Raw genomic sequence first — 15604 nt, 5'->3', positions numbered from 1 at the left:
GGCATGGGTGAACTCACACTGGCGGTCAACGGGATCGAGCTGTGCGTCGAGACGTTCGGGAGTCCTGGGGACCCGCCGATCCTGCTCGTCGGCGGGATGAGCGCCTCGATGGACTACTGGGAGGACGACTTCTGCCAGGCGCTGGCTGCTGGGCGGAGGTTCGTGATCCGCTACGACCACCGCGACACCGGCCGCTCCACGACCTGGCCGCCGGGAGCGCCGGGCTACACCGGGCGCGACATGATCGAGGACATCCCGGCTCTCCTCGATGCCTTCGGCCTCGACAAGGGCCACATCTTCGGCATCTCGATGGGCGGGGCGCTGGCCCAGTGTGCGGCGGCGCTCTATCCGGACCGGGTCGAGACGCTGATCCTCAACGAGACCTCACCGGCCTTCGACGGCGTACCCGACCTGCCGCCCATCGGCGAGGAGATGGCCGACTTCTTCGCGAAGGCCGCCGAGAGCACGGTCCCGGATCCCGACGACCACGAAGCTCTGGTGTCGATGCTGGTCGAGGACCAGCGTGCGTTCGTCCCCGAGGGCTACGACGAAGCCCGGATGCGGGCGGTCGTCGAGCGGGTCGTACGCCGCACACCGGACATGCGGCCGAGCTTCACCAACCATCAGATGATGAGCGACGGCGAGCCGATCGAGGCGACCCTGGCCGACATCGCCGCCCCGACGCTGGTCATCCACGGCACCCGCGACCCGCTGTTCCCGATCGGCCACGGCGAGATCCTCGCCCGCGACATTCCCGATGCGACGCTCCTCGTCCTCGACGGTGTCGGCCACGAGCCGCCCCCGCCCTCCACCTGGGAAGTGGCCATCCCGGCGATCCTCGAGCACACGGCCCCGTAGCCGACTCCTAGGACGGCTCGATCTTCCCGAGCACGTCACCGATCGCGACCGTCGCGCCCACGTCGGTGCCGCGGGAGAGCACGCCCGCACGGTGTGCGGCGACACGGGTCTCCATCTTCATGGCGTCGATGACCGCGACGTCCTGGCCCTCGGTGACCTGCTCACCGTCCGGGACGAGCCAGTCGACCAGCGCGCCGGGCACGGGAGCCTCGATCACGGCCGGGTCGACGACGGCGGTCGCCGGGACGGCATCGGCCGTCGTCGTCCCGCCCGCGGCGATGCCCCGCAGGAGCTCCTCGGGCAGCCCCAGCATCACCCGGCGACCGTCGATCTCGATCGGCACTCTCCGCAGCGGCTGCGCGGGCGCCGGATCGGGGCGCCGCTGGGTCTCGAGCCGCGGCATCAGCGTGGTCTCGATCCACTGCGTGTGCACCGCGAACCCGGCGGTCGAGAAAGCCGGGTCGTCGAGCAGGACACGGGCGAACGGTACGACGGTCGCGACCCCCTCGACCGAGAGCTCGCCAAGCGCGCGGCGCGCACGTACGACGGCGGTGTCCCGGTCGGGCGCGTGCACGATCAGCTTGGCGATCAACGAGTCGAAGGCGCTCTGCACGGCGTCGCCCGCCTCGATCCCGGCGTCCCAGCGAACTCCAGGCCCTGCGGGGACCCGCAGGCTCGTCACCACCCCCGGGCTCGGCAGGAAGCCTCGGCCCGGGTCCTCGGCGTTGATCCGCAGCTCGATCGCGTGGCCATTCGGCTCCGGCGTCTCCGAGAAGGAGAGCCCCTCGCCTGCGGCGATCCGTAGTTGCTCCGCGACGAGGTCGACGCCGGTGACGGCCTCGGTGATCGGGTGCTCGACCTGCAGGCGGGTGTTCACCTCGAGGAACGAGATCACGCCGTCCTCACCCATCAGGAACTCGACGGTCCCGGCTCCGCGGTAGGAGACCGCCGCACAGATGTCGCGCGCTGCTTCGTAGATGCGGCGGCGCTGCTCGTCGGTCAGCCCCGGCGCGGGCGCTTCCTCGACGAGCTTCTGGTTGCGGCGCTGCAGCGAGCAGTCCCGGTCGCCGACGACCACGACGTTGCCGGTGCCGTCGCCGAGCACCTGCGCCTCGATGTGCCGGGGACGCTCCAGGAACCGCTCCACGAAGCACTCGCCCCGACCGAACGCGGCCTGCGCCTCACGCGAGGCGGAGTCGAAGGCATCGGCGACGTCGTCGAGCTCGCGGGCGACCTTCAGCCCGCGTCCACCACCGCCGAAGGCGGCCTTGATCGCGATGGGAAGCCCGTGCTCGCGCGCGAACGCGACCGCCTCGTCGGCCGACTCCAACGGCCGGTCGGTGCCGGCCACCAGCGGAGCGCCCACGCTCTGCGCGATCCGGCGCGCGGTGATCTTGTCGCCGAGGCTGTCGATGCTCGCAGGAGCCGGCCCGATCCAGATCAGCCCGGCGGCCTCGACGGCGCGCGCGAACTCGGCGCTCTCCGACAGGAACCCGTAGCCGGGATGGACCGCATCGGCACCGGAGGCCTGCGCCGCAGCAATCAGCCACTCGATGCTGAGGTAGGACTCGGCGGCAGTGGCGCCGCCGAGCATGTATGCCTCGTCGGCAAGCCGCACGTGCAGCGCGTCGGCGTCCTGGTCGGCGTAGACCGCGATCGACACGAGGCCGGCCTCGGCGACCGCCCGCACGACGCGGACGGCGATCTCTCCCCTGTTGGCGATGAGCACCCTGCGCATGTCAGTCTCCTCGGATCTCGGTGGTCGGCCCAACGCGCAAAATAGGCACAGTTGGCGCGACGGGACGGAAGCGGATGCGGACCCCGGGCGGCAGCTGCCCGGCCAGGTCCAGGTCGCGGTCGACGACCGCGCCGATGATCGGATAGCCGCCGGTGAGCGGGTGGTCCGGAAGGAACAGCACGGGCTGCCCGTCGGGCGGCACCTGGATCGCGCCGGTCACCGCCCCCTCGCTCGGCAGCTCGCCGGCGACGTCTCGTTCGAGCGGGACGGCACCTTCCAGGCGCACGCCGACGCGGTCCGAGCGCGGCGTGACGGTCCATTCCTGCTCGACGAGAGTGCGTACGCCGGCCGGGGTGAACCAGTCCTCACGCGGCCCGAGCACGATGCGCAGCTCGACCGTGTCGCCGGGTGCTGGCAGCGGGTCTGCCGGTGCCGGGCAGGGGTCGACCGCATGCGGCGCGGCCGCGGGGCCGCGCAGCGGCACCATGTCGCCTGCACGCAGGGGGCGGCCGCCGAGGTCACCGGGGCCGAGGCCCGCGAGCGTGTCGCTCGAGAGGCTGCCGAGCGCCGGCGGAAGATCGAGTCCGCCCCGGACCGCGACCACGGAGCGCAGACCGGTGCTCACCGAGCCGAGCCGCAGCTCCTCGCCGTCCTCGAGCGCGGTGGCGGCGCCGTGCTCGACCGGGAGCGGCGGGCCGTCGCTGCGTACGATCGTCGTCTCGGCAGGGGCGCCCGCGACCGCCACGACCGCGGCGCCGGTGAAGCGCAGGACGGCGCCCCCGCCGGCGAGCTCGAACCCTGCCGTTCCAGGAGCATTGCCCACGGCGCGGTTCGCGGCCCGCAGGGCACGGCGGTCGGCCGTGCCCGACGCGGAGACGCCGAGCGCTGCATGGCCGGGGCGGCCGAGGTCCTCGAGCACCAGCTGCAGGCCAGGGCGTACGACCTCGACAGCGAAGGGACGCTCCGCGGAGTCGCCCGTCGGAGCGGGCTCGGCCACCGTGACCGACTCCCGCTCGCGCCGCTCGAACCGCACGGTCATCCCGGGCGCGAGCAGCGCGGGCGGGTCCCGGTGCAGGTCCCACATCGGCGCATCCGTGCGTCCGATCAGCTGCCAGCCGCCGGGGCTCTCACGGGGGTAGACGCCCGAGAACGTCCCCGCCAGCCCGACGGAGCCGGCGGGGATTCGGGTGCGTGGCGAGGAGCGTCGCGGCACGTCGAACAGCGGGTCGTCGCCGACGAGATAGCCGAAGCCCGGTGCGTACCCGGTGAAGGCCACCCGCCAGGTCGCGGCCGCATGGCGCGCGGCGACCTGCTCGGCACTGACCCCGAGCAGCTCGGCGACCTCGTCGAGATCCTGCCCGTCGTAGCGCACGCCGATGGTCACCGAGCCCGCCGTCGGCAGACCGCCGTGGACAGGCTCGACGCGGGACAGCTCCTTGGCGAGGGTCGCCTCGTCGACCAGCGTCGGATCGAACCGGACCAGCACAGTCCGGGCGGCGGGCACCAGCTCGACGACGCCGAGCGGCGGCGCGGCCGCGAGCGCGGCGTGCAGCCGCATCGCGCCCTCGAGGTCGTCCTCCTCGACCAGCAGCCCCTGGTCCGATGCGATGAGCACACGCCTCACGCCAGATACTCCGCATCCTGTGCGTCGGTCATGCCGGCGGCCCCGCGGGCCCGGCGAACGGGGCGATGACGATGCCCTCGGCCTCGAGCAGGGCCCGGGTCGCCGCAGCCATCCGGATCGCGCCGTCGCTGTCGCCGTGGACGCAGATCGAGTCGGCGCGTACGGCGACGTCGGTGCCGTCGATCGCCTCGACCACGCCCTCGCGGGCGAGCCGGAGCATACGGGCCGCGACGGCACCGGCGTCGTGCAGCACCGCACCGGGTTCGGCGCGCGAGACCAGCTCGCCGCCGGGTGTGTAGGCCCGGTCCGCGAAGGCCTCGGCGGCCGTGGCCAGCCCGGCGCTCTCGGCCACCTCGAGCACGACGCCGCCCGCGAGCCCGAGCAGCACGAGGGACGGGTCGATCGCCTTGACCGCGGCGACCACGTCCCGCGCCTGCCGCTCGTCGCGGGCGATCGTGTTGTAGAGGGCGCCGTGCGGCTTCACGTAGTGGACGGAGCCGCCGACCGCCGAGGTCAGCCCCAGCAGCGCGCCGAGCTGGTGCTCGACGTGTGCCTGCAGGGTCGCCGAGTCGATGTCCATGTTGCGACGGCCGAAGCCCTCGTAGTCGCGATAGCCGGGATGCGCCCCGATCGTGACGCCGTTGGCGACGGCATCCGCGAGCGTCGTACGGATCCCTTCGGGAGTGCCGGCGTGGAAGCCGCAGGCGACGTTGGCACTCGAGACGATCGCGAGCATGGCCGCGTCGTCGGCGACCACCCGGTCGGGGGCGTTCTCGCCGAGGTCGGAGTTCAGATCGATGGTTGCCACGTTGGTCACACTCCAATTCCGATGAAGGCGAAGATCGGGCGCACCGAGACGATGCCCATGTACCAGGTGAGCAGGGTCGCGAGCGTGCCGACGACCAGCAGCCACCGCGGGTAGTGGTAGCCGTTCAGGACGTCACGCTGACGGAACCAGCCGATGTACATGAAGATCGTCATGCCGATCGGCAGGATCAAGCCGTTGAAGCCGCCGACGAAGACCAGGATAGCCGCGGGCGCAGCGCCGATCAGCAGGTAGAGGACGAGGGAGACGAGGATGAAGGCGACCGTCGCGATCTGCAGCGGCCACCCCGCTCCCAGCTTCTTCGAGAAGGTCGAGATGAAGGTGGCCGAGGTGTAGGCGGCGCCGATGACCGAGGTGATCGCGGCAGCCCAGAAGATCGCGCCGAAGATGCGGATGCCCGCATCGCCGAGCACGGCCCCGAACGCCTGACCGGCCGGGTTGGCGGCCTGGCTCGAGAGGTCGAGGGTGACACCGGAGGCCACGACGCCGAGGATCGCGAGGAACAGTACGTAGCGCATGATCCCCGTGACGAGGATGCCGCTCATCGAGGCGCGGTGCACGGCCGGCACGTGCTCGGGGCCGACCTTGCCCGAGTCGAGGTAGCGGTGGGCGCCCGCGTAGGTGATGTAGCCACCGACGGTGCCGCCGACGATGGTGGTGATCGTCGCGAAGTTGAGCGTGTCGGGGACGAAGGTCTGGCGCAGCGCCTCGCCGACAGGAGGCTGCGAGGCGAACGCGACGAAGAGCGTGAGACCGATCATCGTCGTCCCGAGCACGAGCACGACGATGTCCACGGCACGACCGGCTCGCTTGTAGAGGAAGATGCCGATCGCGAGCAGGGCCGAGAGCAGTCCGCCGACCTTCGGCTCGATGCCCAGCAGCGCGTTCAGACCGAGACCGGCACCGGCGATGTTGCCGATGTTGAACGCCAGTCCGCCGATCACGATCAGCGTCGCGAGAACGTGCCCGGAGAACGGCAAGGCTTCGTTCGCCAGGTCGCCGGCGCGCTTGCCCGAGACGGTGATCAGGCGCCAGACGTTCATCTGCAGCGCGAAGTCGATCAGGATCGAGACGAGGATCGCGAAGGCGAACGCCGCGCCGAGCTGCGCGGTGAAGGTAGCGGTCTGGGTGATGAAACCGGGACCGATGGCCGAGGTGGCCATCAGGAAGATGGCGCCGACGATCGGACCTCGGCGGGAACTGGCGAAACTCTTAGCGCGCTCGGCGCTGGTTGTCTCGGGCATGGGGGGGCTCCTGCGATCAGCGGGCTATGTGGCTGACACCACACTCAGTGTGTAGTACAAGATCCCACAGATTGTTCAACAATAATACCCGCCGTCGTTAAAATGATGTTTCGATTGTCCACGGATGCGATTCCCCTAGGATGCGGACATGACCGACGTCGACGACACCCTGACGAACGTCCTGCGCCGACGGATCATCGACGGCGAGTTCGCGCCCGGCACCCGGTTGTCGGAGATCTCCCTCGCCGAGAGGCTAGGGGTCTCGCGCAACACCCTTCGCGAGGCGTTCCGTGTCCTGTCTGAGCAGGGACTGGTCGAGCACGTGCCCAACCGCGGGGTCTCGGTCGCCTCGCCCACCGTGGCCGACGTCGTCGACATCTATCGGGCCCGGCGCTACGTCGAACCTGCCGCACTGGCCGCCGGCTCCCCGCTCCATCCCGCGGTGACGGCGATGCGCGCAGCGGTGGAGCAGGGCGAGACCAGCCTCGAGGCGCGCGACTGGCGCAAGCTCGGCACCGCCAACATGGCCTTCCACGACGCCATCATCGCCCTCGCCGACAGCCCGCGGCTGGAGCGCCTCTTCCGTGACATCGCCGCTGAGCTGCGGCTCGCGTTTCTCGAGATCGACAACCCCGAGGCGCTGCACGCCCCATTCGTCACCCGCAACCGTGCCCTGCTCGAGACCTTCCTCGAGCAGGGCGGACCCGCGGCCGCGGACGAGCTGCGCGGCTACCTGATCCTCTCGGAGCAGACCGTGCTCGGAGCGTTCACGCGGCTGCGCCGCGACTGACGAGGGCTCGCAGCCGCTCGTCGCGCGGCCAGGCGCCGGCCCAGACGAGGACGGCGGTGGCGATCGCGAAGACGGTGTTGAAGGCCGGCTGCCCGAAGACCAAGTTCACGGTGACCGCGCCGCCCAGGTAGACGGTGATCAGGATCGTCCCCATCGCCCGGGTGGCCGGGACGTGGTAGGCGATCAGCGACAGACCGAGGACTACGCCACAGACGAGCGGGAACCAGCCCGGTGCACCGATCTTGTCGTTGAAGTCCATGACGGACTCGACCCGGAGCAGGTGGATGACGATGTCGAACCCGAGGAACAGGGTGACCAGGACGGTGATGATCCAGCCGGCTCGTTGTGCGTTGGTGCTCATCTCGATCTCCTCAGAGGTGGGTGGTGTTGCTCTTACCCACGCGTCGAGCGTGCACCGGGGATCTCGACATCGCCTCCGTCACTTCTCCGTCTTTTTCTTCAGCGCGGCCGCTGCGACCTTCAGATCGGCGACCAGACCGTCGTACGTCGCCTGCCTCTCGTCCTCCGCACGGAGGACGGCGGAGGGGTGGGTCGTGGCGAGGACCCACGGGTCGAGGGTCGGCGTGGCGATGGCCTCGGGCCAGTCGATCAGGTGGCCGCGTGCCTCGCCGACGCGGAAGGACGAGCCGTACAGCGCCTTGCCGGCGGTGCCGCCGAGCAGGACCACCCCGGCGGGGCGTACCAGATCCAACTCGGCCGCAAGCCACGGAGCGCAGGCGCCGACCTGCTTGCTCGTGGGCGACTGGTGGATGCGGCGCTTGCCTGAGAGCCGGTGGCGGAAGTGCTTGACGACGTTCGTCGTGTACGTCGCCTCCGGCTCGATCCCGGCTTCGGCCAGCGCCTCGTGGAGGATGCCGCCCGCCGGACCGACGAACGGCTCACCCTCGCGGTCCTCCCGGTCCCCGGGCTGCTCGCCGAGAAGCATCAGCGGAGCCGGCGTGGGGCCCTCCCCCATCACGCCCTGGGTGGCGTCGCGGTAGAGCTCGCAGCCGCGGCACTCCTGGACAGCGCTGCGCAGATCGCTGAGCGTCGGTGACTCCGGCACCCACTCCGCGGCGCTCACGCGACCACATCCGTAGCGCAAGCGCCAGAGTACGGACGCGGTCGCGTGTTGTCTGGAACGTTCACTCGCTGACGCTCGCTCACGGGGCGAGCGGGTCGTGGCCGACGTTCATCAGCCGGCGCCGCCACTGTGCATCGCCCGCGGTCGGCTCCCACTGGCCGGTGTCCCCGCCGCGCAGGTCGGTGACCTTGTCGACGACCCGCTGCATCACGTCCACGTCGTTGGGGGTGACGTCGGAGCGGCGCTTGCCGAGGATGTCCGCCACCCGGTGACCGAGCTCGTTGCCCGCACGGTCCGGTTCGGTCTCGGTCGTCTCCCCCGCGCCCTGCACCGCGAGCCACTGCCGTAGGTCGCGCGAGGTCATGTTCACCGCGCGGTGGAAGTTCTCCCAGAGCCTGTCGTCGACGATCGTCTCGGCCATGTCGTGCCTCCTGCCTGATCTGCTGTGCAGCGGTTCCGGTACCCATCCGGGCGGCAGGACACACGGCCTCACGTCAGGAGGGTCTGAGCCTCCGGAGAGTCGTAGAAGCTCGACAACCGGCGGCGGACCAGCTGCTCGAGAACACCCGCCTCGGCAAGCGCCTCGATGACCGGCGGGCCGAAGCGGAGGGCCTCCTCGACCAGGTCGTCGCGGTCCAGGCCCCACTCCTCGAGGAGCCGGTCGAGGGTGAAGCTCCCATAGGTGTCGAAGAAGAAGTCGACACCCGTGTCGACCAGGGCCTGCAGATAGTCGGAGTCTCGGACGTCGAGCCAGACCTGGTAGAGCCCGACGAAGACCGCGACCAGCTGCTCGTCGTCGATCAGATCGGCGAGCTCACGCACCGGGCGGGTCGAGAGCGCGTCCCAGACCTCCAGCAGTGCGTCGTGCACCTCCTCGTCGGTGACCGAGCTCGCGGCGGTGTCGGTGAGGTAGCCGAGCAGCGCTCCGGTGCCGCGCTCCGCGAGCTCGCGGGCGCTCTGGTCGACGGCCGCCCCGACCGGGGTGCCCTTCACCGTGTTCGCCATCCGACCGGCGACACGTTCGGCGATCGAGAAGCCGAGGGAGCCGCCCGGAAGGTTGTCGGCGAGCCTGCGGCCGGTGTCGACGGCGCCCTTCGCGCTGCCACGCACCAGGGTGCCGACGCCGGCCTGGATCCCGGAGTTGTCGGCCAGGCTGCGCAGGATCTGCTGGCGCAGCGTACGCATCTCGACGATGGCCTCGACCAGCTCCGCGACCCGCGGCCTGCTGACCACCTCGCCCAGCGGCGTCTCGTTGGCAGGATGGGCCCTCAACCGGGTCGCGATCGCGCCGGCGACCTCCGGGATCGCGCCCGGCAGCCGGAAGGTGCTGACGTACTTCAGCGCGACCTCCTTGATCAGGTCGCGGTGCATCACCTGGTCGAGGGTCAGGTCGCTGGCAGCGCGCAGCGCGAAGTCGATCTCGCCGGTGACGAGATCGAGGAAGCGTACGCCGCGCAGTGCCGCCAACTCGTGGGCGACATGTGCGTCGAGGAGTCGCTGGGCCAGATCGGGCTCGGTCATGCCCGACATTCTCCACGTGGTGAGCGTCGACTCGAAGCTGGATCTCGACACGCCCGTCGCTCGCGGTCGCTTCGCTCCCTCGAGCGGGGCTGCTCGATCTAAAACCGCGACGCGATCCTCGCGCTTCGCGCTCGGACCGCTGCGGCTTTACTCATTCCCACTCGATGGTGCCCGGCGGCTTCGAGGTGATGTCGACGGTGACCCGGTTGATCTCGCTCACCTCGTTGGTGATCCGGGTGGAGATGCGCTCCATGACGTCGTAGGGCAGCCGGGCCCAGTCGGCGGTCATCGCGTCCTCGGAGGTGACCGGACGGAGCACGACCGGGTGGCCGTAGGTGCGACCGTCGCCCTGGACGCCGACCGAGCGGACATCGGCGAGGAGCACGACCGGCATCTGCCAGATGTCGCGGTCGAGACCGGCCTTCGTCATCTCCTCGCGGGCGATGGCGTCGGCCTCACGGAGGATGTCGAGGCGCTCCTTGGTGACCTCGCCGATGATGCGGATGCCAAGGCCGGGGCCCGGGAAGGGCTGGCGCTGGACGATCTCGTCGGGCAGGCCGAGCTGGGAACCGACGGCACGCACCTCGTCCTTGAAGAGCTCACGCAGCGGCTCGACCAGCTCGAACTCGAGGTCCTCGGGGAGCCCGCCGACGTTGTGGTGGGACTTGATGTTGGAGGTGCCGGCGCCGCCGCCGGACTCGACGACGTCGGGGTAGAGCGTGCCCTGGACGAGGAAGGCAACCTTCTCGTCACTGTCTCCCAGGATCTCGACCTCGGCGCGCTCGAAGCAGCGGATGAACTCGCGCCCGATGATCTTGCGCTTCTCCTCCGGGTCGGTGACCCCGGCGAGCGCGTCGAGGAACTCCTTCTCGGCGTCGACGATCTTCAGCTCGGCGCCGGTCGAGTCCCGGAAGGCCTTCTCGATCGCGACCGACTCACCTCTGCGCATCAAGCCGTGGTCGACATAGACACAGGTCAGCCGGTCACCGATGGCTCGGGCGACGATGGCCGCCGCGACCGCGGAGTCGACGCCACCGGAAAGCGCGCAGATCGCGCGGTGGTCGCCGATCTGCTCGCGGACCCGCTCGATCTGCTCCTCGGCGATGTTGCCGATGGTCCAGGTGGGCCGGGCGCCGGCGATCTCCCACAGGAAGTGCTCGAGAACCTTCTGGCCGTGCTCGGAGTGGAGCACCTCGGGGTGCCACTGCACGCCAGCCAGCTGCTTCTCGACGTTCTCGAAGGCCGCCACCGGGGTGTCCGCAGTGCTCGCGAGCACCGTGAAGCCCTCCGGCGCCTCGGAGACGGAGTCGCCGTGCGACATCCACACGTTGTGCGCCGGCGGGATGTCCTTGAGCAGAGTGCCGGGGACACCGACGGTGACCGGGGTGCGTCCGTACTCCCGCGCCCCGTTGTCGTCGACCGTCCCGCCCAGGCCCTGAGCCATCAGCTGGAAGCCGTAGCACATCCCGAAGACCGGGGTCCCCGCGGTGAACAGGCTGTTGTCGATCCCAGGGGCTTCGTCGGCGTACACGCTCGAGGGGCCGCCGGAGAGGATGATCGCCTTCGGGTTCTTGGCGAGCATGTCGGCGACCGGCATCGAGTGCGGCACGATCTCGGAGTAGACCCGCGCCTCACGCACCCGGCGGGCGATCAGCTGCGCATACTGCGCACCGAAGTCCACCACGAGAACCAGATCGTGCTCTTCCGCCCCAGGAGCCTGCGTCATGGACGAATCCTAACGAGGGTCTTGGCGATACGCCGACTCGGCGTGAGCCCGTACGCCGCGGGCCTGGCCGTCACCGCTCGGCCAGGGCCCTGCTCAGCAGAGTCCGATCTCTGCGTCCGGGTCGGCGTACTCCGGCATCCTCTCGAACACATCACGATGGGAGGCGCGCGTCTGCCACGTCGCGAACGGCCACCGCCCCTCGGCGGCAACCGTGTCGAGGTGGACCTCTCGATCACCGTCATCGGTCACGCCCGACCACCAGACCAACGCAAGGCCTTCGTCGTTGTCATCGATGGTGTGATCGCAGTGCCCGAACCTCCCGAGGTCTTCATGGCGGATCTCGAGGACACGCGGATCCCTGAGCCCCTGATCGACCGCCTGGCCGTGGACCATCTCCTCGATGCGCCGATCCATCAGCATCCGCGACACCGGTTGCTCGACGAGCTCGACCACGATGACCACGAGCACGACGAGCGCGAGGATCCAAAGGACCCGGGCACGGGTGTCCCTCCGGTCATGCTCCTGGTTGCGTCGCTCACCCGTCCAGAAGTCCTTCAGCACCCGAAGGAGCCTAGCGACCCTGCGCCGCGATCGCAGCAAAACGCACCAGGGCCCGGCCGGGGAGGGAGGTGGCCGGGCCCTGATTGCCCGAGACAAGAAAGGCCCGGACGTAAGACCCGGCATGTATTAGGGAGGGAGCAATCCCGGGTCTGATCACTCCAACGAACTCTCTTAACCGTGGTTACGGGCCAGCCCAAACTTCCTGTCAGAAAGTTCCGACACAACGGCCTGTGTCACCATCGCAACAGATCGGTCACCGAACCTCGACAATGGGCAGCTGGAGAGCGGCCGGTGCAGTCGCCGGCACGGCGGGCGAGACCGGCCGGACCGGCTGGATCCGCGCATAGCCGGAACCCAGAGCCGGACGCGGGTCGGCCTGGTCCTTGTTGGGCCAGAACGCCATCGCCCGCTCGGCCTGTGCGGTGATCGTCAGCGACGGGTTCACGCCCAGGTTGGCGGAGATCGCGGAGCCGTCGACGACGTGCAGTCCGTCGTGGCCGTAGAGCCGCTGGTAGGGGTCGATCACACCGCTGGCCGCCGAGTCGCCGATGGTGCAGCCACCGATGAAGTGGGCGGTCATCGGCTTGTTGAACGGCTCCCCGATGGTGCCGCCGGCATACCCCGGCTTCTCGCCCGAGCTCATCACCCCGGCCATCTTCCGCACGGCGTCCAGGCCGGCGGGGATCCAGGTCGGGTTGGGCTTGCCGTGGCCCTGCTTCGACGACATCCGCCACCCGAAGATGGTCCGCTTCGGGAACGTCGTGATCGAGTTGTCCAGCGCCTGCATGACCAGCGCGATGACGGTGCGCTCGGACCAGTGCTTGAAGTCGTAGAACGTACGCAGCGACCGCCTCTGCAGCCACATCTCCTTGAGCCACCGGCGGAACCGCCGGGGACCACCCTCGGTGAGCACCGTCTGCATCGCCGCGATCGCGTTGCTGCCGTGGCCGTAGCGGACCGGCTCGATGTGGGTGTGCTCGTCGGGGTGCCAGGAGGAGGTGATCGCCACGCCCTCGCTGTAGTCGATGTCCGTGTCCGGCGCGATCGCACCGAGGATCGACTCGGAGTTGGTCCGGGTCAGCTCACCGAGACGGTCGGAGATCTGCGAGAGATCACCGGTGCGCTTGAGCTTGTGGAGCAGCTTCTGGGTGCCCAGCGAGGCCGCCGAGAAGATCACCTGGTCGGCGGTGAACCGCTTCGTGCGACCCAGACCCAGCTTGGCCTTCGTGGAGCGAGTCTCGACGACGTACCCGCTTCCGCTCTTGGCCGGGTAGACGCGGGTCACCGTGGTCATCGGGTGCACCTCGGCGCCGTTCTTCTCGGCCAGGTAGAGGTAGTTCTTGACCAGGGTGTTCTTCGCGTTGTGGCGGCAGCCGGTCATGCACTCGCCGCAGTTGGTGCACGCACGCCGGTCGGGGCCCTCCCCGCCGAAGTAGGGGTCGGCCACCTCCTGCCCGGGCACATGGCCAGGGCCACCGAAGAAGACGCCGACCGGCGCCTTGTGGAAGGTGTCCCCCCGTCCGGCCTCGGCCGCCACCTTCTGCATGACCTCGTCGGCCGGGGTCAGGTGCGGGTAGAGGGTGACACCGAGCATCCGCTTGGCCTGCTCGTAGTAGGGAGCGAGCTCGTCCTTCCAGTCGGTGATGTGGCTCCAGGAAGGGTCCTCGTAGAACGGGTCGAGGGGCTCGTAGAGGGTGTTGGCGTAGACCAGCGAGCCGCCGCCGACCCCGGCGCCGGCCATGATCACGGCGTCCTTGACCATGTCGATGCGCTGGATCCCGTAGCAGCCGATCGCCGGTGCCCAGAGGTATTTGCGCAGGTCGAAGGAGGTGTTGGGCAGCTCGTCGTCGCTGAACCGGCGACCCGCCTCGATCACCCCGACGGAGTAGCCCTTCTCGGTCAGGCGCAGCGCGCTGACCGATCCGCCGAAGCCCGACCCGATGACGAGTACGTCGTAGTGGCTCCCGCTCATGCTCGGCCCAGCGACTTCAGCACGCGCAGCGAGGCGGTCATGAACTTGGCGTACGCCTGGTCGCTCATCCCGAACTGCGGGGCGAAGCGGAGGATCGCCTGGGAGGCGACCGACTGGGTCTCGGTGTAGCGCAAGATGCCCTCGACACCCTGGCGACGGCCCTGGCCGGACTCACGCATGCCGCCCATCGGGGCGTCGATGCTCGCGAAGGTGGCGCCGAAGGCCTCGTTGATGTTGATCGTGCCGCACTTGATCTGGCGGGCGATGCGTCGGGCGCGGGCGGTGTCGCGGCTGTAGATCGAGCCGTTGAGGCCGTACTCGCCGTCGTTGGCGCGCTCGATCGCCTCCTCCTCGCTGTGGAAGCGGTAGAGGGAGACGACCGGGCCGAAGGTCTCGTTGCCGAAGCAGGTCATCTCCGGGGTGACGCCCTCGAGGATGGTCGGCTCGAAGAAGAACGGCGCCAGGTCGGGGCGAGCCTTGCCGCCGGCGAGCACGCGGGCGCCCTTGGCGACGGCGTCCTCGACGTGAGCGGTGGCGGTGTCGACCTGGGCCTGCGAGATCATGGTGCCCATGTCGTTCTCCCAGCCGAGGGAGGCGCCGAGGGTCATCGCCTGGGTGCGCGCGACGAAGCGCTCCACGAACCGGTCGTAGACCTTGTCGTCGACGAAGAGCCGCTCGACGCTCACGCACAGCTGGCCGGAGTTGGAGAAGACCGCGCGGGTGGCGCCCTCGGCCGCCTTCTCGATGTCGGCGTCGCGAAGCACCAGCATCGGGTTCTTGCCACCGAGCTCGAGGCTGGCGCCGATCAGGCGCTCGGCGGCCTGCTTGGCGACGATCTTGCCCGTGTTGGTCGAGCCGGTGAAGCAGACGTAGTCGGCGCGCTGGATGATGCTGGTGCCGACCTTCGAGCCCGGGCCGGCCACGACGGTCCACAGGTTCTCCGGGAGCCCCGCCTCGGCCAGCAGCTCGGCGCCGAGGAGCGCGCTCAGCATGGTCTGCGAGTCCGGCTTGATGACCACCGCGTTGCCGGCGGCGATCGCGGCGATGCCGTCGCACAGCGCCATCGTGAACGGGTAGTTCCACGGGCTGATGATGCCGACGACACCCTTGGGGACGTGGTTGAGCTCGACCCGGGTGAGCACCGGGATGACGCCGAGCTTGCGCTCGGTGTCGAGGATCTTGCTGCTCCTGCGGCCGTAGTAGCGCGCGGTCAGCGCGATGTGCAGCGGCTCGTCGAAGGCGTGCTTGCGGGCCTTGCCCGACTCCAGCACGATCAGGTCGAGGATCTCGTCCTGCCGGTCGAGGACCAGGTCGTGCAGCTTGATCAGGATGCGCTCACGCTCGGCCACCGGGGTCGCGGCCCACTTCTCCTGCGCGATCCGGGCCTTGGCAAAGGCACCGGCGACATCGTCGTCGCTCGACTGCGGGATGTGCGCCAGCGGCGCCCCGTCGAGCGGGCTGATGACCTCTCGGGTCTCCCCGGTGGTCGCCACGACGCGCTCGGTCAGGCGGGCGACGTAGTCAGGCTCGAGGGCCAGGGACGCCGTGGCGTCGTGCTCGGGATCGAGCGGGCCCTCGACGATCGGGCCGCCAGCAGGGGTCGGGTTCGATGCGCTCATGTACCGAGAGTATGTGACCAGCGTCTCGGAAGCCAGACACG

The 15604-nt window shown here is 69.8% G+C and carries 13 protein-coding genes and 2 pseudogenes; 2 read left to right on the top strand and 13 right to left on the bottom strand.

All coding sequences use genetic code 11. The features are described 5' to 3' along the window. Nucleotides 1-3 precede the first annotated feature (3 nt). Nucleotides 4-858, top strand: coding sequence for an alpha/beta hydrolase (locus tag ABZZ22_RS13975; protein ID WP_354932251.1), 855 nt, complete (start codon nucleotides 4-6; stop codon nucleotides 856-858). A 7-nt stretch (nucleotides 859-865) separates the two neighbouring features. Here ABZZ22_RS13975 and ABZZ22_RS13970 read toward each other — a convergent pair whose 3' ends face one another. The 5 genes and pseudogenes from ABZZ22_RS13970 to ABZZ22_RS13950 all read right to left on the bottom strand — a co-directional run bounded on the left by ABZZ22_RS13970 (nucleotide 866) and on the right by ABZZ22_RS13950 (nucleotide 6290). Beyond that, on the bottom strand, nucleotides 866-2596 hold the full coding sequence (locus ABZZ22_RS13970; protein ID WP_354932249.1) for a biotin carboxylase N-terminal domain-containing protein: 1731 nt from the start codon (nucleotides 2594-2596) through the stop codon (nucleotides 866-868). Between the two features lies 1 nt (nucleotide 2597). Next, a pseudogene (locus ABZZ22_RS13965) lies at nucleotides 2598-3467 on the bottom strand (biotin-dependent carboxyltransferase family protein); the annotation flags it as partial. A gap of 150 nt (nucleotides 3468-3617) precedes the next feature. Then, nucleotides 3618-4187: pseudogene (locus ABZZ22_RS13960) on the bottom strand (allophanate hydrolase subunit 1); the annotation flags it as partial. A 61-nt stretch (nucleotides 4188-4248) separates the two neighbouring features. After that, on the bottom strand, nucleotides 4249-5028 hold the full coding sequence (locus ABZZ22_RS13955) for a 5-oxoprolinase subunit PxpA (protein ID WP_354932247.1): 780 nt from the start codon (nucleotides 5026-5028) through the stop codon (nucleotides 4249-4251). Nucleotides 5029-5033: 5 nt separating this feature from the next. After that, entirely contained in the window at nucleotides 5034-6290 is a 1257-nt protein-coding gene (locus ABZZ22_RS13950; RefSeq protein ID WP_354932245.1) for an NRAMP family divalent metal transporter, read from the bottom strand. A gap of 148 nt (nucleotides 6291-6438) precedes the next feature. Here ABZZ22_RS13950 and ABZZ22_RS13945 point away from each other — a divergent pair, with 148 nt between their 5' ends. Continuing rightward, the gene (locus tag ABZZ22_RS13945; protein WP_354932243.1) at nucleotides 6439-7080 is read left to right on the top strand and encodes a GntR family transcriptional regulator; all 642 of its coding nucleotides are present in this window, start codon (nucleotides 6439-6441) and stop codon (nucleotides 7078-7080) included. Here the strand turns inward: ABZZ22_RS13945 and ABZZ22_RS13940 are convergent. From ABZZ22_RS13940 to ABZZ22_RS13905, 8 genes are all read right to left on the bottom strand, one after another. Then, nucleotides 7058-7441 carry a DoxX family protein gene (locus tag ABZZ22_RS13940; RefSeq protein ID WP_354932241.1) on the bottom strand — a complete coding sequence of 128 codons (384 nt, stop codon included), beginning with the start codon at nucleotides 7439-7441 and terminating at the stop codon, nucleotides 7058-7060. The two genes, ABZZ22_RS13945 and ABZZ22_RS13940, sit on opposite strands and share 23 nt — an antisense overlap. 78 nt (nucleotides 7442-7519) lie before the next feature. After that, on the bottom strand, nucleotides 7520-8164 hold the full coding sequence (locus tag ABZZ22_RS13935) for a UdgX family uracil-DNA binding protein (RefSeq protein ID WP_354932239.1): 645 nt from the start codon (nucleotides 8162-8164) through the stop codon (nucleotides 7520-7522). Nucleotides 8165-8243: 79 nt separating this feature from the next. Continuing rightward, nucleotides 8244-8585: a DUF3140 domain-containing protein gene (locus tag ABZZ22_RS13930; RefSeq protein WP_354932237.1), complete on the bottom strand. Its 342-nt coding sequence runs from the start codon at nucleotides 8583-8585 to the stop codon at nucleotides 8244-8246. Nucleotides 8586-8653: 68 nt separating this feature from the next. After that, on the bottom strand, nucleotides 8654-9685 hold the full coding sequence (locus ABZZ22_RS13925; protein ID WP_354932235.1) for a hypothetical protein: 1032 nt from the start codon (nucleotides 9683-9685) through the stop codon (nucleotides 8654-8656). A 151-nt stretch (nucleotides 9686-9836) separates the two neighbouring features. Then, entirely contained in the window at nucleotides 9837-11411 is a 1575-nt protein-coding gene (guaA, locus tag ABZZ22_RS13920) for a glutamine-hydrolyzing GMP synthase (protein ID WP_354932233.1), read from the bottom strand. 93 nt (nucleotides 11412-11504) lie between these two features. After that, nucleotides 11505-11972 (bottom strand): hypothetical protein, encoded by a 468-nt coding sequence (locus ABZZ22_RS13915; RefSeq protein WP_354932231.1) that lies wholly within the window; start codon nucleotides 11970-11972, stop codon nucleotides 11505-11507. A gap of 253 nt (nucleotides 11973-12225) precedes the next feature. Then, nucleotides 12226-13944 carry a GMC family oxidoreductase gene (locus tag ABZZ22_RS13910; protein WP_354932229.1) on the bottom strand — a complete coding sequence of 573 codons (1719 nt, stop codon included), beginning with the start codon at nucleotides 13942-13944 and terminating at the stop codon, nucleotides 12226-12228. Continuing rightward, nucleotides 13941-15563, bottom strand: coding sequence for a succinic semialdehyde dehydrogenase (locus ABZZ22_RS13905; RefSeq protein ID WP_354932227.1), 1623 nt, complete (start codon nucleotides 15561-15563; stop codon nucleotides 13941-13943). Before ABZZ22_RS13905 ends, ABZZ22_RS13910 begins: the two co-directional genes overlap by 4 nt. Nucleotides 15564-15604 lie beyond the last annotated feature (41 nt).

It is taken from the genome of Nocardioides sp. NPDC006273 (assembly GCF_040613495.1).
Classification (GTDB): domain Bacteria; phylum Actinomycetota; class Actinomycetes; order Propionibacteriales; family Nocardioidaceae; genus Nocardioides.
The sequence above is the reverse complement of the archived record's forward strand: the minus strand, read 5'-3'. Positions and strand labels throughout refer to the sequence as shown.

Excerpts from the sequence above, each read along its gene's own strand:
- ABZZ22_RS13910 (WP_354932229.1), bottom strand. The coding sequence starts at position 13,944 with ATGAGCGGGAGCCACTACGACGTACTCGTCATCGGGTCGGGCTTCGGC.
- ABZZ22_RS13970 (WP_354932249.1), bottom strand. The coding sequence starts at position 2,596 with ATGCGCAGGGTGCTCATCGCCAACAGGGGAGAGATCGCCGTCCGCGTC.
- ABZZ22_RS13905 (WP_354932227.1), bottom strand. The coding sequence starts at position 15,563 with ATGAGCGCATCGAACCCGACCCCTGCTGGCGGCCCGATCGTCGAGGGC.
- ABZZ22_RS13930 (WP_354932237.1), bottom strand. The coding sequence starts at position 8,585 with ATGGCCGAGACGATCGTCGACGACAGGCTCTGGGAGAACTTCCACCGC.
- ABZZ22_RS13945 (WP_354932243.1), top strand. The coding sequence starts at position 6,439 with ATGACCGACGTCGACGACACCCTGACGAACGTCCTGCGCCGACGGATC.
- guaA (WP_354932233.1), bottom strand. The coding sequence starts at position 11,411 with ATGACGCAGGCTCCTGGGGCGGAAGAGCACGATCTGGTTCTCGTGGTG.
- ABZZ22_RS13940 (WP_354932241.1), bottom strand. The coding sequence starts at position 7,441 with ATGAGCACCAACGCACAACGAGCCGGCTGGATCATCACCGTCCTGGTC.
- ABZZ22_RS13950 (WP_354932245.1), bottom strand. The coding sequence starts at position 6,290 with ATGCCCGAGACAACCAGCGCCGAGCGCGCTAAGAGTTTCGCCAGTTCC.
- ABZZ22_RS13975 (WP_354932251.1), top strand. The coding sequence starts at position 4 with ATGGGTGAACTCACACTGGCGGTCAACGGGATCGAGCTGTGCGTCGAG.
- ABZZ22_RS13925 (WP_354932235.1), bottom strand. The coding sequence starts at position 9,685 with ATGACCGAGCCCGATCTGGCCCAGCGACTCCTCGACGCACATGTCGCC.